General features: G+C 45.0%; 10 protein-coding genes and 1 riboswitch. Of the genes, 4 read left to right on the plus strand and 6 right to left on the minus strand.

Translation table 11 applies throughout. The features are described from left to right. Window positions 1–9 precede the first annotated feature (9 nt). Both HMAT_RS13060 and HMAT_RS13065 read left to right on the plus strand, forming a co-directional pair. Complete coding sequence (locus HMAT_RS13060) at window positions 10–3,132, plus strand: efflux RND transporter permease subunit (protein WP_104383111.1); 3,123 nt, start codon at window positions 10–12, stop codon at window positions 3,130–3,132. A 67-nt stretch (window positions 3,133–3,199) separates the two neighbouring features. Then, a complete protein-coding gene (locus tag HMAT_RS13065) occupies window positions 3,200–4,483 on the plus strand; it encodes a TolC family protein (RefSeq protein WP_158655816.1) in 1,284 nt (427 codons plus the stop codon). A gap of 11 nt (window positions 4,484–4,494) precedes the next feature. On the opposite strand, the gene HMAT_RS13070 is transcribed toward HMAT_RS13065, so the two are convergent. From HMAT_RS13070 to HMAT_RS13080, 3 genes are read right to left on the minus strand one after another with little or no spacing between them, the layout of a single operon-like run. Further along, window positions 4,495–6,072 carry a beta-carotene 15,15'-monooxygenase gene (locus HMAT_RS13070; protein WP_104383113.1) on the minus strand — a complete coding sequence of 526 codons (1,578 nt, stop codon included), beginning with the start codon at window positions 6,070–6,072 and terminating at the stop codon, window positions 4,495–4,497. A 2-nt stretch (window positions 6,073–6,074) separates the two neighbouring features. Further along, window positions 6,075–7,133: an HlyD family secretion protein gene (locus tag HMAT_RS13075; protein WP_104383114.1), complete on the minus strand. Its 1,059-nt coding sequence runs from the start codon at window positions 7,131–7,133 to the stop codon at window positions 6,075–6,077. Beyond that, window positions 7,133–8,452, minus strand: coding sequence for a TolC family protein (locus tag HMAT_RS13080; protein ID WP_158655817.1), 1,320 nt, complete (start codon window positions 8,450–8,452; stop codon window positions 7,133–7,135). The genes HMAT_RS13075 and HMAT_RS13080 overlap by 1 nt, the downstream gene beginning before the upstream one ends. 231 nt (window positions 8,453–8,683) lie before the next feature. Here HMAT_RS13080 and HMAT_RS13085 point away from each other — a divergent pair, with 231 nt between their 5' ends. After that, a complete protein-coding gene (locus HMAT_RS13085; protein WP_104383116.1) occupies window positions 8,684–9,997 on the plus strand; it encodes a serine hydrolase in 1,314 nt (437 codons plus the stop codon). An 8-nt stretch (window positions 9,998–10,005) separates the two neighbouring features. On the opposite strand, the gene HMAT_RS13090 is transcribed toward HMAT_RS13085, so the two are convergent. After that, window positions 10,006–10,770: a DUF3050 domain-containing protein gene (locus HMAT_RS13090; protein ID WP_104383117.1), complete on the minus strand. Its 765-nt coding sequence runs from the start codon at window positions 10,768–10,770 to the stop codon at window positions 10,006–10,008. Window positions 10,771–11,003: 233 nt separating this feature from the next. Continuing rightward, window positions 11,004–11,097, plus strand: a riboswitch (SAM-I-IV-variant riboswitch). 66 nt (window positions 11,098–11,163) lie between these two features. On the opposite strand from HMAT_RS13090, the gene HMAT_RS13095 reads away from it, so the two are divergent. Next, the gene (locus HMAT_RS13095) at window positions 11,164–11,427 is read left to right on the plus strand and encodes a 5-oxoprolinase (protein ID WP_070567048.1); all 264 of its coding nucleotides are present in this window, start codon (window positions 11,164–11,166) and stop codon (window positions 11,425–11,427) included. Window positions 11,428–11,524: 97 nt separating this feature from the next. Here the strand turns inward: HMAT_RS13095 and HMAT_RS13100 are convergent, their stop codons facing one another. Continuing rightward, window positions 11,525–13,042: a RagB/SusD family nutrient uptake outer membrane protein gene (locus HMAT_RS13100; RefSeq protein ID WP_104383118.1), complete on the minus strand. Its 1,518-nt coding sequence runs from the start codon at window positions 13,040–13,042 to the stop codon at window positions 11,525–11,527. A gap of 5 nt (window positions 13,043–13,047) precedes the next feature. Then, on the minus strand, window positions 13,048–16,227 hold the full coding sequence (locus HMAT_RS13105) for a TonB-dependent receptor (RefSeq protein ID WP_199768619.1): 3,180 nt from the start codon (window positions 16,225–16,227) through the stop codon (window positions 13,048–13,050). Window positions 16,228–16,284: the final 57 nt, after the last annotated feature.

The raw sequence follows: 16,284 nt of genomic DNA on the forward strand, positions 1-16,284 counted from the left end.
CGTATCATAATGAAACAACTTGTAAGCCAGATCATCGCCAAGAGATGGATTATCGCCGCCGCTTTTCTCCTTATTGCATTTTTCGGCTATTATGCATGGAAACAGCTTTCAGTTGAGGCCTATCCCGATATTGCAGACGTGTCCTCACAAATCGTCACCCAGGTGCCGGGCCTGGCCGCCGAAGAAATGGAACAACAGATAACAATTCCCATTGAGCAGGCCATCAATGGTCTGCCCGGAATGGAAGTCATGCGCAGCAAAACTACATTTGGACTATCCATGGTCACCATTGTATTTAAAGACGGGGTTGACGACTATTGGGCCAGGGCCCGCATACAGGAGCGCCTTGCGGATCTGAGCCTCCCCTGCGGTGCGGCACCGGGCCTAGATCCCCTTACCTCGCCGACGGGTGAAATCTTTCGGTACATTCTTGAAAGCAATACCCAAGATCTTCGGAAATTGACCGAACTTCAAAACTTTGTCATTATCCCCAAAATCAAACAGGTGGCAGGGGTTGCCGATGTAACCAATTTTGGGGGTATCACAACACAGTTTCAGGTCGAACTGGATCCTAAAAAACTCGATCAATATGAAGTTTCTCTAAGCGAAGTAACCGCAAAAATAGAAGCCAATAATGCCAATGCCGGCGGAAGCATGATGAACCGGGGCGACCAATCGTATGTGATCCGGGGCATCGGCCTTGTCAAATCATTGGATGACCTCGCTAATATTGTTGTCAAATCGGTCAATGGAAATCGCATTTACATGCGGGATCTGGGTCGGGTAAAACTCGGCAATCTTGCCCGCAAAGGAGCCTTAGGCTACAGCGACAAACGGGGAGCTAATTATTCCGATAATATTGAAGGGATTGTCCTGCTGTTAAAGCATGAAAATCCCTCCACCGTACTCGCAGGTGTAAATACTGCCGTCGATGAGCTTAACAGTAAAATCCTCCCCAAAGATGTCAAAATACACGTCGTCTTAGATCGTACGAGCTTGGTCGATAATACCCTGCATACGGTATCCAAAACACTGCTCGAAGGTATGGTACTGGTTATTCTTGTACTGATCCTTTTTCTGGGCAGTTGGCGCGGAGCCCTATTGGTTGCCATTACCATCCCACTTTCACTGCTGATCGCCTTTATACTGATGCATTTCACAGATATACCTGCCAATCTGCTGTCTCTGGGTGCTATCGATTTCGGAATTATCGTGGATGGGGCCATTGTTATGCTCGAAACGATCCTAAAAAAAAGGGAAGAAAAACCAGGTGTACAGCTGGCCGAGCTTAGCCTGGTAGCCAGAATTGCCGAAGTTGCCAAACCGATTTTCTTTGCCACCATCATTATTATCACGGCCTACCTTCCCCTTTTTGCCTTTGAACGGGTAGAAAAGAAACTGTTTACACCCATGGCTTATACCGTCGGCTATGCGCTATTAGGGGCTCTAGCAGTATCCTTGTTATTGATTCCCGGACTGGCTTACCTCATCTATCGCAAGCCACAAAAAGTTTATCACAATAAATGGCTGGAAAAATTAACGGCGCTTTACCATAAGCAGATCAAAAAAATAATGCTGCGCCCCAAACAGGTATTTGTCCCCCTTGTCCTTGTTCTTTTAGCGACAGGATTGCTGACAGTAACTGTGGGTAAAGATTTCTTGCCTACACTTGACGAAGGATCCATCTGGTTACAGGTTTCCCTCCCACCGGGGATCACTGTAGAGAAATCCAAAGAAATGAGCGACAGTCTGCGGGCGCGTACCCTGAAATACGAGGAGATTTCCTATGTCATGGTACAGGCCGGACGCAATGACGATGGTACCGACGCCTGGACTCCCTCACATTTTGAAGTCAGTGTGGGACTAAAACCCTACAACCGATGGAAATGGGGAAAAACAAAAGCGGACCTCATTAATGAACTCGCAGCGGAATATACCGCGATGCCCGGATACAATGTAGCATTCTCCCAACCGATGATCGACGGTGTCATGGATAAAATCGCTGGCGCACACAGCGAACTCGTCGTCAAACTTTTTGGCGATGATCTGAAAGAAACCCGACGTACCGCCGAAGACCTCATCACCACACTAAAAGGGGTCGCCGGTGCTGTTGACCTGGCCATTGACCAAGAGCCACCACTTCCACAGTTACAGATCATTGTTGACCGGGATAAAATTGCCCAATATGGATTGAATATTTCGGACGTCACCGATCTGATTCAAATTGCCATTGGTGGTAAACCAGTATCTCAGGTTTATCAGGGGATTAAAGTATACGACATTACCTGTCAGTATCCTGAGCATGAGCGTAATTCACCTGAAACAATCGGAAACCTAATGTTGTATCCCGATAACGGCTCGCGCATCCCCTTATCGCAGGTTGCCACCATCAGACTCAACAGCGGGGAAAGCACCATTTCACGCGAACGCAATAGCCGTCAGCTCACCGTCAGACTGAACGTACGAGGACGAGATTTAGGTGCTTTCCTGAACGAAGCCCAGCAAGCCATCGGGCAAAAGCTGAAATACGATCCACAAAAAATCAAGCTGCAATGGGGTGGACAATTCGAAAACCAGCATCGCGCCTACAGCCGACTGGCGGTCATCGTCCCCCTGACGCTGGCAATTATTTTTATCCTACTATACAGTACCTTCGGTTCTTTCGGGCAGGCCGGACTGCTTATCGGTATCGTACCATTGGCGCTCTTTGGGGGGATGCTTGCGCTCAACCTACGCGGTATGACGTTAAACGTATCTTCTGCAGTGGGTTTTATAGCGCTTTTTGGTGTCGCCATACAAAATGGTGTATTGATGCTTTCCCAGTTCAATGGGCTGCGAAAAAATGGAATGACATTAGACAAAGCTGTCATCGAAGGCGCATTTAGCAGATTCCGTCCTGTACTGATGACTGCAACGGTGGCCATACTTGGTTTACTTCCCGCCTCACTGGCTACTGGTATCGGATCAGATGTTCAACGGCCCTTAGCCACCGTGATCGTCTATGGTCTGCTCTTTTCGACCCTGCTGACACTGTTTATGCTTCCACCTTTGTATTATCTGATGGAGCGGAGACAGCAAAAAGGTGGGGGCGGACCATCAACCGATCAAACACAACCGGAGACAAATTCCTGAAATCACATACCGAATTCCGTTGAAAGCAGCTGTGCTGTTTTCAACGGAATTACAAGAAAAAACTTCCATGAAAACACAGATCAGACTTCTTCTTTGCTTTATGCTGCTCGTTGGAAATGCAGTTGCGCAACCAATGGATTCAATTTTCGTACAAAAAAAATTGGACTACAGCAGCTTTATTGCCCAAGTTGGAAAAAACAACCTCAATTATGCTGCTGAGAAATTCAATCTTTCGATTGCCGAAGCCAATATTATCAGTGCCGGTATCTTCCCGGATCCGGAATTCACCCTTGGGTTATTCGATAACAGTGAAAGCAGCAAACAACTGGGCCGCGGTTATACCGCCGGATTGAGCTGGACATTAGAATTGGGTGCAAAACGGCGGGCACGTCGCCGGGTCGCCAGCGATGAGGCCGAAACGACCCGTCTGCTGCTTGAGGATTATTTCCGAAATTTACGTGCCGATGCCACCCTCGCTTTTTTGTCTGCCAGACAAAATCAGCTTTTGGTAGCAACCTACCGCCGAGCTTATCAACAACTCTCCCGACTTGCCGCATCAGACAGCATACGCTATCAACTGGGGGTAATTCCACAGATTGACTACCGCCAGTCAAAATTGGAAGCCGCCCATATTCAAAATATACTATCAGCCGCTGAAGCGACGGCCAATTCCGCCCTTACCGGACTAGCACTGCTTATGGGAGATACCAGCGCAGTACTTTGGCAGCCACAAGAGTCCGATGTTTCTTTAGCGCGCAATTTCCTATTACCGTCGCTGCTCGCTACAGCATTGCAGCAACGTAGTGATCTCAGGGCTTCGCTACAGAACAAACAGCTCTCCCATAGTTTGCTCCAGCTGGCAAAGGCAAACCGTGTGTTAGATCTCGGCATTTCCCTCGGTTTCACCTATAATGGGGAGGCCAGAAATGAAACCGCACCAACACCGCAGTTTAATGCCATCAATGCCGGCATTGCCATGCCGTTGAAATTTTCAAATTTCAATAAAGGCGAAATAAAGTCGTTACAATTCAAGATTCAACAGGATGAACTTGCCTATAAAGAAGCGGAGCTACATATCCAGAATGAGGTAAATCAAGCCTATATACAATACAAAGCCACACAAAAACAAGTGCAGCAATTTAACGGCACCATGCTGCAGGAAGCCAAGGCTATCCTGGAAGGAAAGATCTACAGTTACAATCGGGGCGAAACCGCCCTGCTGGAAGTGATCAACGCGCAACGCTCCTACAATGAAACCCAGCTGGCCTACGATGAAGCACGCTACAATTACGCAGTTGCATTGGTTGAATTGCAGCGTGCAGCAGCCATTTGGGATATTGACCAGCTGTAAGTTCTAAGCCGTCAGACGGGTGAAATCTGATTATTTTTAAGCTTCTTATACATGCTTTTCAAGGAAGGAGAAATCAGTATCAGCAGTAAGATGCTGATACTGATCATGGACATCAGTTCATAGTAGTCCATGCCATACCGGACAAAAGACTGTATATTGACCCGTTCACTGATGAGTTTTAATGCCGCAGTATGTTCCCTAAAGAGCAGTCCCTGATGCATTAGCCGGTGTGACTCCTGCTGAACATAATCTTCAAATATCGGATTGCTCGACTGGAGCTGATCCCGAAAGACCTCGCCGTGCTGCGCATGTTCAAATAATCTGAAGAAATTCTGCAGCCCAATACTGCTGGTATAGCCCAGATAACGGACCGCCAGACAGGCCGCCGCCGCCGAGGCCCCCAATTGGGGCCGTACGCTGGCGATCACGAATAAAATTGTTGGAACCATGATCAGGCCGACACCCAGCCCATGCAATATCAACGGCAACCAGAAATGATCTTCATTGCCCTCATTTTCAAATGAAAAAAACATATATTGATGAAAGCCCAACAGGCAACAGTAGCCCACAATCCAGACCCATTTCACTGTACGCCGTTTTAATAACCAATAGAGGGAGAGCATCACACCACATACAATTCCAAGGATATTGAACCATTGAATATAGGAGAGGTGAATGGGATCCAGATGAATAACCTGAAGAAAATATTGATTAGAAATCGTCAGGGAAAAACGTTCAATATACATCATATACAGGACAAGGATTCCAAGTAGGAATTTTTTATTTCCGAAGATGGACAGCTCGATATAGACACGTTTGATCGCTTTCTGCCTAATTATAAACAGCCCCAGCGCTAAAATTCCACCGATCAATACGTTCAACATGAAAGTATCCGAAAACCAGTAGCGCTCCTGACCATACACCATCAGATAGCCGAAACTCACGACGATCACACTGTAGAGGATGAAACTGGCCCAGTCCAGGGAAAACAAAGGGTAAGGCCTGTTATGTCGAATAGGCTTCATTGTAATCATAATCAGCAGAAGTCCGGGGACAAAAGAGAGGGCAGCATAGAGATAAAGTTCATCAAAGTTGAATGAGTCAATAAATTCTGCTGTCACAAAGGTGTTGAAAGGCGAACTGCAAAGCAGCATACCAAAAAAAATTGCATAACTTCCCTCCTTTGCACGTTCGGTTTTCAACCTGGAAAATATCATGGAGATGGAGAGATTAACAGCCGATGCGAACAACATACCCTGAAAAAAACGTAAACCAAATATCCAATCAATCTCCCTGATACGGTACATCAGGTAGCAATTGAGCAATTGCAGGAGGTTAAAAATGATATAGTATTGTTTGACCGGAAAATATTGAAAGAAGCGGCGTTCCAGCACATAGAAGCCCACAAATCCCGCGTAGAATAAAATAATGAGAAATTGGACATCAGTAGGTTGCGCACCGTAAAAACCTGCAGTGACATTGACATTGGCCCCGGGCAGAAAAAACAAGACCATACTCGGCATCAATCCACTAAATAAAATCAGCTTAATTAGCCATTCGGGCACCCAGTCTTTGAAAATTCCTTTCACTGCTATTGATTTTTTAAGACTGAAACATTGACGTTCATTCCCGAGAGTAATTTTGCGCCCTCCTTGCCTTTATCCAGTTCAATACGGACAGGTACACGCTGTACGATCTTCACAAAGTTGCCAGTTGCATTGTCCGGTGGGAGTAGTGAAAAAGAAGATCCTGTCGCCGGGGAAATAGAGATTATCTTCCCATAAAATGTATCATCTGGATAAGCGTCCGCGACAACCTCTACACGCCCACCGAGATTGAGATAGCGCAATTGTGTTTCCTTAAAGTTGGCCGTTACCCATATCGGTGTCTCCCTATTGACGATAAATCCCAGCACCTCCCCCGGATTTACCATTTGTCCCTTTTCAATGGTACGCTTACCTACCCGGCCATTATAAGGTGCACGGATTACGGTGTAGCCCACATCAAGGTGCCTTCGGTTTGCTGCAGCCGACAAGCGTGCTTTCTCCGCATTGATCACCCCTTTTTTCACATCAACATCTTTCACCCGATCCCGCGAGGCCTCCAACTTATGCTGTAATGCGGCGAGCTCACTTTTGTACACCTCCAGCGTTGCTTTTATATCTTCCAGCTGCTGTGCGGTAGCAGATCTTTCGTCAAATAGAAACTTGTAGCGGTCGTATTCCAACTGCTGTTTCGTCACCCGTGCTTCGGCAGCAGCAATGGATTTTTCCAATGCTTCATGTTCGGCCTGCAATATTTCCTTTTGGCTGCCCAGCACACTGATTTCTGCATTTTCTTTGTTTATTGAAGCCGAAGCCTGATCAGCTTCATATTTATACTCCCGGTTGTCGATCAGTAGTAAGGTGTCGCCACGCTTGACCGATTGGTGATCTTTATAGTGAACCGAAATGATGTAACCGCCTACACGGGAGATGATGGGATTAATGTACTGGGTCACTTGGGCATCATTGGTATATGTATAGCGTATGCGCAACCAGAGTACCCTTCCACCCCATAGTAAAAGTGCCAACAAAGCAATCCCAGCAAACCAATTGGTGATGCGGGTCAATTGTACATCGGTCATTGACCGGCCTGATTTAGGTTTCATTAGATAGTACCCTTCAAAAATTCAATAAAATAATAGTGTTTCTGTAGTGCGATCCGAGCGGATTCCAGATCAAAGTTTGTCTTGAGGCATTGCATATCTGCATCCAATAGATCCGTAATCAGTGCCGAAGACTTGAAATACCTATTTTTTATAATACGGGCATTTTCCTTGGCAAGCGCCAGATTTTTTTGACAGACCGCCCGTTGCTCCAATGCAAGATTATAATCCAAATAAGCCTGCAACAGTTCATTTTCCACCTCTTCCTCTTCATGATGGTGTCTGACCTCTTCCCGTTTCAAAGCAATCTGAGCTCCCCGAACAATATTTTTATTGAGGTACAAGGCGGATATCGGGATGTTCAATTTAAGACCTACTATATTTAAGTTGTACCAGCTCGCATTATATGGATATAAAAACACCTGCGGATTGGCAAAAGTAAATGTATTGGTCAGCCCTAATTCAGGCAGATAATTTGATTTAGCATGTTTGATGCCTAGTTTTTTTAACGCAACTTCCTGTTCGGATTTTAACAGTACAAAAGCCTGCTTTCTCGCAATGGCCGCAAGCTCCGCATAGTTCAGCGGATGACTTTCCATCGGGATACACATCGGAACAATTTCCTGTCGTATATCGGTGATCAGCTGCAATTTTTGGTTAATGGCCCTGATATCATTTGTGATCTGTACCAAAAGCAGTTCGCGCTTGGACAATTCAAGAGAAATCCGTAATACATCACTATGTAATACAACCCCTGCGGTATAACGATGTTCGATCTCTTTCAATTGCGTCCGCTGATCTTCGATATCCTGTTCGATCAGGGACCTGTTGCGATAGGCTAAATCCAAATCCAAAAATAAGTTGGAGATTTCCAGCTTGATCGCTGCGGTGGCACTCTTCCAGTCAATGTTTGCCAGTTCAAGTTCCAGCTTTTTTGATTCAATCTTCATTAGGTCCCGATGACCATTGTAGAGATTCAGGTAAAAATCAAGTCCTGTGTCATATAAATAATGGATAACATCATGCTGTGATGGTTTGGCGAATATCCCGCGATCATAAACAGGCATGTTGCTCGCATAACTTACAGCAGCCCTGACACTGATTTTAGGCAATAATTCCATCCGTTGTTGCTGTAAGGCGATCCCTTTTTCCTGTAACAGCAAATGTGACTGTTCAATATACTTACTGTTTTGCAGCGATTTACTGATCAAATCAGCGAGCGAGATGCGTAGCGAGTCCTGGGCCTGTGTTTCTAAAACCGAGCATGAGAGCACTGCGATAGTGCTTATTGCTTTTGCCCAATACGGCGAAAAAAAGTTCAATGTCTTTCTGTTATTTTGCGTTGCAAACTTAGATACTAATTGGAATATGCATTTCTTCACAAACGCCAATATGTTATGGAAAAGAGACATTTTTCAATCAATTTTAAACAAAAGAGTAAAATCAGCCAAAAAACAGAAGCAAATTAAAACATTACGACGGCTTTGTTTATTATATTAATATGGTATGCACAGCAGCCATTTAGATGATATCGTTTACATGCTAAATTAATCATGAAAAAAGCCATCTTATTACTTCCATTACTCCTCATACACATGAGCAAGGCACAAGAATTTCCATCCGCGGCAGATTCCGATCCGGGTAAACTGGGGTGGATGACAGGATTTCCGCCGCCACAGGATCGAATTATTTCAGCATTGGACGGTACATTTTTTAAGTTTCCGGCATTACGTTATAGTGTTTGCCATATGCGTGAATTCTTTCCTTCGAAAGCTGTCGCTTCGGATCCGATCAGCCGTTATACTTTTTCCAAAGTCGAAGATCCGGCTATCGATGCCCTGAGTTTTCAACCCCTTGGAGATGAAAAACCAATGAGCTGGGCGGCCTCATTGCAAAAAAATTATACCGATGGCATTGTCATCCTACATCGGGGCCGTATTATTTATGAAAAATATTTTGGTGCATTAACCCAGGACGCTGTGCATGCTGCTATGTCCGTCAGTAAAACTTTAACCGGCACACTAGGAGCACAACTCATTGCCGAAGGTGTTTTGGATGAAAACAAATACTGTCGGGATTACATTCCCGAGCTTGCACATTCTGCCTTTGGCGATGCTACGGTACGTCAGGTACTGGACATGACCACAGGCCTGGAGTTCAGTGAGGACTATGCTGATCCGAATGCAGAAATATGGGCTTTTTCCAAAGCGGGAGATCCCTTCCACTTCCAACGAAGCCCTGATGAACCCGCAAACTATTTTGATTATTTAAAGACAGTAAAGAAAAAAGGTCAGCATGGTGAAGCATTCGGCTATAAAACAGTCAATACAGATGTGATGGGCTGGATTATTTCGCGGGTATTAAATAAACCCCTGTCGCAAGTACTTTCCGAAAAAATCTGGCAGCCATTGGGAACCAATTTTGATGCCTATTACCTGATCGACGGTGCGGGTATATGCTTTGCAGGCGGAGGACTTAGCGCCAACCTTCGTGATATGGCCATGTTTGGTGAGATGATGCGCAATAAGGGTTATTTTAACGGCAAGCAGATCCTCGCAAAAGAAGTCGTTGAATCCGTCCGATCTGGTGGCAGTCAGACTGCTTTTGCAAAAGCTGGCTACACCAATCTCAAACAGTGGAGTTATAAAAACATGTGGTGGATAAGCCATAATGCTGATGGAGCCTTCTGTGCACGTGGTGTCCATGGACAAACCATCTATATAGACCCGAAAGCAGAAATGGTGATTGTCCGGTTTGCCTCTCATCCCATAGCGTCCAATTCAGCCAACGATGGGTATTCCCTACCTGCTTATCAGGCGGTGGCAGACTATTTGACGTTGCCCCACAGACAGGCCAAGCAAAAATAGAAGACTCCCTATAGGGAATCTTCTATGGCATTCCAGAGCTCAATACGTTTTTGAAGCGCCTCTTTACTCACGATTTTCATTTCTTCCCATTTTTCCGCATCTTCCTTGGCTAAATCGGTAATCATCTGCATTGCCAAAGGCCCATGCTCATCGCCATCCAGATCAATATGACGCTGGAAATAGTAGATAAAATTATCCAGACCGGATTCGGGGAAGTTGGTTTTCAGTTCCTGTAAAATAGAAGTAAACATACCCGGGATAAGATCCTCACGACCAAATGTAAAAGCTGCGGCAATTTTATGTACCTGTCCCTCTTCGATCACTTCAAATGTAAAATTCAGAAAATCTTTAATCCGTTTGTCCAAAGTTGTCAAAGCAATGGCATCGAAAATACTTTTGGATTTCTTGGCATGGGCAATAAATTTATTGATCAGGTGCAGATCTGCTCCCATTTCACTCATCGCGTCCAAATACATTTCAAAATGGCTTAAACGGCGGCCATCAATATATTCATCCGACTCCTCAGCTAATACAATTTCGTTGATCAGATAGCGTGTCGATGGATGCTCGCTCGCAAACCAAGGTAAAGTCGTACAGGTCAACTTAATCTGTAAAGCTTTTAGTAAAGACATAAAATCCCATACAGCGTACACATGCCCTTCTGTAAAAGAACGTAGATTCTTAATCGTTTTGATCTTACGATACAAAGGGTGTTGCAATAATACCTCGCGTTCGGCAGCAATGTATTCGTTAATTTCCGCAATTCTATTCATGGCGCAAAAGTATTGTCTTCTCGCTGTTTTTTAAAGTATTTTCAATGAGATTACAGTAACATGATAAATTTTCGGTCCAGCGATCCGCTTCATAACCAAATCACAGACAACAGCTAACTAAATCACAGGCAACAGTCAGCCTCTAATTTTGATCTCCCCTAGTCTTCTTATCAATGTTCATTTACCGTTAAAAACAAAAATATTTTTTATATAAAAAATAATCTACTATATTTGTAGAGTATTCAGAATTGCATGATGCAATACCAACCGAGTGTAGGCACCGCGGTGGTAAATTAATACGGGTTTCGACCAAAATAAACGTTGCACAACGCTTATTTTCCCAACAAGATCTGGATACAGTTTATGGTTTAATCCTTTAAATTTTTAAATTGTATGGCTACAACAACAAATCTTTACCAACACTTACTGGAAAAATTCAGTTATTACTCAACAGATGAACTGATACAGCTCAACAACGACACTATCTTAGGACAAGGCTGGGGTTCGGCCAAGGCAACCTTTCGAACTGCTTTGATCAGTACGTTCTCCAAAAGAGGACTGGATCTTTCCAACATCATTTCCAAGGAAGACGGTTTTACCTCGGTGAAGCATGTCCCTGTACGCTTGGAACAGAATGTCCTGATTCCTTTACAGTAATCTTTATCGGCAAAAAAAGCGCGCATCGAAAGGACTCCGTGCGCGCTGCTGTGGTTGGTTTAGGAAATTGCCGATTTAAAAGAAGGCAATAATCTTATTATTTATAGTTTGGATTCTGAATTAACACACCTGCGCTTTTCTCAATTTCTGTTTGTGGTAATGGCCAGCGGTAAAATTTGTCTTCAAAATGATAGGGCACTTTACTGTCTTTGACCGCATTGAGTACTTCGCCTGCGATATGCCAACGAATCAGGTCGTAATGCCGTAGTCCTTCGAAAGCAAGTTCAACCCTTCTTTCGTGGCGGATACGGTCGCGCATTTTTTCCTTGGTATAACCGGCAGGAAATGCAGGCATCTGGACCCGGCTCCGTAGGGTTTTCATGGCATCGTAGACCGATGGATCTGGCCCGGCGATTTCATTTTGTGCTTCGGCATACATCAGCAATACCTCCCCGAACCGCAGTACCACCGCGTCCTGTTGGCTCAATGTTGAAAAGCCAAAAGGTAGGTTGGCCGGATCCAGAAATTTCAACACGCCATAACCTGTAGGCCGCGGATTGGACGGAGTATGGATCTTACCGCCGCCAAAGTCAGGATGATCCACAAAAATTGTTTTGCTCAAGCGCGGATCCCTATCTTTGAAGGGATTGGCTCGGTCAGTCAAGGGTGATTCACCATAAGGCAGACCATCTTTGCATTCATAGGTATCTACGAGATTTTGCAAAGGTGAAGCAGCGATCCAATCGCCTAGGTACATGTCCCAAGGGGCTGTATTATTAGGTGCCAGAAAATTGACCGAAAAGATAATCTCGGTATTGTTCTTCTGTGTTGCATCACGAAAGACATTTTCAAAAGCCGTACTCAGGGTATACTCTTTCATGACATCGGTGCATAAGTCTTTTACCTCTTTCAAGATTGCTAAATCGGGTACCCCTTTGTCACCATAAGCCGCAAACAATAAAACCCGTGCTTTCAAGGCTTTTGCTGAACTTGCGGTCGCATGCCCCCCATTATTGAAATAAGGTTTAGCCGCTAAGTTAGCGATCCCAAAATCCAGATCAGCGCGAATCTGTTTTAGGATATTCTCCGCACTTTCCTTTGGCTGACGCTGATTCTCCAGACTGAGGGAAGTCAGCACAAGCGGCACCTCACCATAAATACTGTACAATTGGAAATACACAAAAGCACGGATAAAGCGGGCTTCGGCTTCCATATTTTTCTTCTCCCCATCGTTCATATCGGAGCCGTTATAGCCCTGAAGCTTCTCGATCAGGCGATTGGCACGTCCTATTCCCACATAAGCATCGTTATAAATTCCGGTTTCATAACCCCCTGTGGTCGGATTTAAATTCCCTCCTACGATTTCATTGACGCTACCTGAGTTGAACTGATTGTAGCCATTGTCGGTCAGACAGTCCCGGAAAGGCATCCCATAGGAGAAAGTCTCACTCTGCAACGAGGCATATACACCGGCCAATGCATTATCAAAATCCGATTTTTTGCTAAAATAGTTGTCCGAAGCGATCTGATCCAAAGGATTGAGGTCCAAGGCACTGTTACAGGAACCCAAAAATAGTCCGGATAGCATCAACGCTGTTATAAATTTCTTTTTCATAGCACTTAGAAGTTAACTTGTACACCAAATGAATAAATCTTGTTTTGTGGATACTGCACCAGATCACCATTTCCATAGCGTTCAGGGTCCAAGCCTTTAAATTTGGTCGCAGTAAGGAGGTTATCACCCGAAAAATAAACCCGTAGGCGGTCAATTTTATATTTTTTCAACAGTCCTTCAGGTAAAGTGTATCCGAACACAAGATTTTTCAACCTGAAGTATGAAGCGTCCTGTATAAAATAGCTGGAAGCACGGCTGAATTTCTCCGGAGCACTCCAACCCCAATAAATACGGGGCATCGTTGTCGAGGGGTTTTCAGGTGTCCAACGGTCTAACCAATCTTTTGTCGGCGGGCTACCCTGTACAAATGGGGTTACGCCCCAGCCCGAAACATAGGATTTGACGCCATATACGCCTTGTAATAGAGCCGAAAAGTCAAAGCCCTTAAAACTTGCACTTAGATTAAAACTATAGTTCAGCTTTGGATCCACACCTGCAATAATTGTTCTGTCGTTCGCATCTATTTTTCCGTCTCCATTGACATCCCGATACTTGAGGTCTCCTGGCAGTGTATTATCATTAAACTGCTTCGGCGACCCCGCTACTTCGGCATCTGATTGAAATATGCCGATGACTTCGTAGGTATAAAAGCTGTCCATCGCATAGCCATTTTTTTTGATCGTATAGCCGCCGATTTCAGGCTCACCAAATTTGACCAGCTTGTTTTTGAAACGATCGAGGTTTGCACCTAGCTGATAGCGTAAACCTTCCAATGCTCCCGTAGTAATCTGATTACGATAAGTAACTCCCAATTCAACACCTTTATTCTCGACAATTCCATCATTTACATAAGGAGCTCCCAAACCAACGATTGCAGTAATCTGTGACTGTCTTAGAATATCGGTCGTTCTCTTTTTATACCAGTCAAAGGTGATATCTAAATTTCTAAACAGACTTAAGTCCAATCCCACATCGGTCATCGTTGTTGTTTCCCATTTAATAATCGGGTTGTTTAATGCCTGTTGAGCAACACCTGAATTTAGCGTACTATTGTCAAAAGAATAATTTCCGGTAAGTCCCAATACGGGCTGATACGGATAGTTGCCGGTATTCTGATTTCCGAGTTGGCCCCAGGATCCACGGATCTTCAAATTATCCAACCAACCGGAAGCGAATTCCTTGACAAAAGATTCTTCCGATACACGCCAGCCTGCAGAGAAAGAAGGAAACGCTGCCCAACGGTTTTTACCGTAAAACTTGGAACTACCGTCGTAACGCATATTGGCTTCCAAGAGGTATTTCCCTTGATAATCATAGTTCAGTCGGCCGAAATAAGAGATCAGCGCCCATTGGTTTGCGGTTCCGTTTGCCCGTTGAATATCCGATCCACCGGCATTTAATTCCGTTAGTGTATCGTCGACAAAATTCTGTCTGAAGCCCTGCAGGTAGGTATACTTGCTTTTTTCAATGCTATATCCGGCCTGAGCCTTGAGGTGATGTGCACCAAACGCGCGATCATAGTTCAGGTAAGTAAATAAATTGGTGTATATCGTTTGCTGATCCTGATCCGTAAGGCCCTTTCCAAGATCCAATGTTGTTCCGAGCGTGCCCGTATGGTAGTAATATTCATCCAACGTTGATTTATAATCCTTGTACTTGTCCATATTGAAATTATAGGCCCCTTTGGTGTACCAGGAAAGACCTTTAAACAGCTGTACCTCCATCCAGGCCTGTAAATTAGCCGCATAGTCATCGGTATTGTACGTGAATTTCCGATCCAATACCGCCATTGGGTTTTTATTGTTGTACTCCCAGTCGTAAGCTTTGTAAGTATATCGCCCGCTACCATCCGGCAAAAATGGGCCATAGGTTGGCGCCTGTGACATGGCCGACAGGAATAGGTCTTTGGATCCCCCCGGAATAGATTCGGTATGTCCTGTCTTGAGCAAGATATTTGTTCCGAATTTAATACCTTCCGAGATTTTGGTCGTCAGGTTGAGTCGGGCGGAATACCGGTCGTAGTTAAAACCTTTGATCATTCCGTCCTGATTGACGTAGCCCAAGCCAACATTAAAGGTTGTCCTCTCGTTTCCGCCCTGGATACCGAGATTATGGGTATAAGTCGGTTTAGTTTGAAAAATAAGTCCCAACCAGTCCGTATTTGGATATTTCACACGATCATTGCTATTGCGATAGGCTGCGATCACATCCGCTGGATATAGGCCATCGTTGAGATTGGAATTCTTACGCGCTTCGTTGTATAATTCCATATACTGCGCCGAATTGGTGATCAGATCAAACATTTTCGTAGGCTTATAGATACCCACATTACCATCATACTGAACAGTTGTATTTCCTGATTTCCCTTGTTTCGTTGTGATCAGAATAACACCATTGGCTGCACGCGAACCGTAGATTGCTGCGGAGGCTGCATCTTTCAGCACGCTGACATTTTCGATATCATTGGGATTGACGTCGGAGAATTTGCCCTGCACACCATCGATGAGCACCAGGGGATCCGATCCGGCACCACTAAAAGTACCCTTACCGCGGATACGGATGGATACGCCTTCATTGCCGGGTTCACCCGAGCCCTGGTTGATCTGAACACCGGGTACCTTCCCCTGTAGCATGGATGCTGTGTTGACAACCGGACGTTTTACCATATCGCTACCGGTCACTGTGGCTACGGAACCGGTTAGGTTTACTTTCTTTTGTGTACCATAACCGACCACAACGACCTCTTCCAAACTTGACGAAGCGTCATTCAACTGCACATTCACGGTTCCCGCATTGGCAGCAACGGACATTTCCCTGGTTTCAAATCCCAGCGAAGAGAACGTCAGTACAGCAGTTCCACCCGTCAGGCTGAGCTCGAATTGCCCCTGCTGATCCGTTTGTGTTTCCTGTGTTGTATTTTTGACCCGTACTGTCACACCGGATAGCGGGCGCCCTGTATTGTCCAGCACTTTTCCTTTTATTGTACGCTGTTGACGGGTGGCAATGCCCCTGACTGCAATAGTCGCCTCTTCTGTTGGGTCAAAACGACGATCTGTTGTCCTCAGTGATGCTGATGATGCTGTAGAGGGTACAGCCATCGAAAGACAGAGTGCCATTATACTGGCCTCAGGACCGAAGGACAGGACCTTGATCAAAGGCCATTGTCTTGTCTTTTCTGTTTTCATATTTACTTGTAGTTGTTTATAAAGTGTTTCTTCTCCTGAAATTTTTGACAAAAAGCA

The organism is Sphingobacterium sp. HMA12 (assembly GCF_002933815.1).
In the GTDB taxonomy this organism is placed as follows: Bacteria; Bacteroidota; Bacteroidia; order Sphingobacteriales; family Sphingobacteriaceae; genus Sphingobacterium.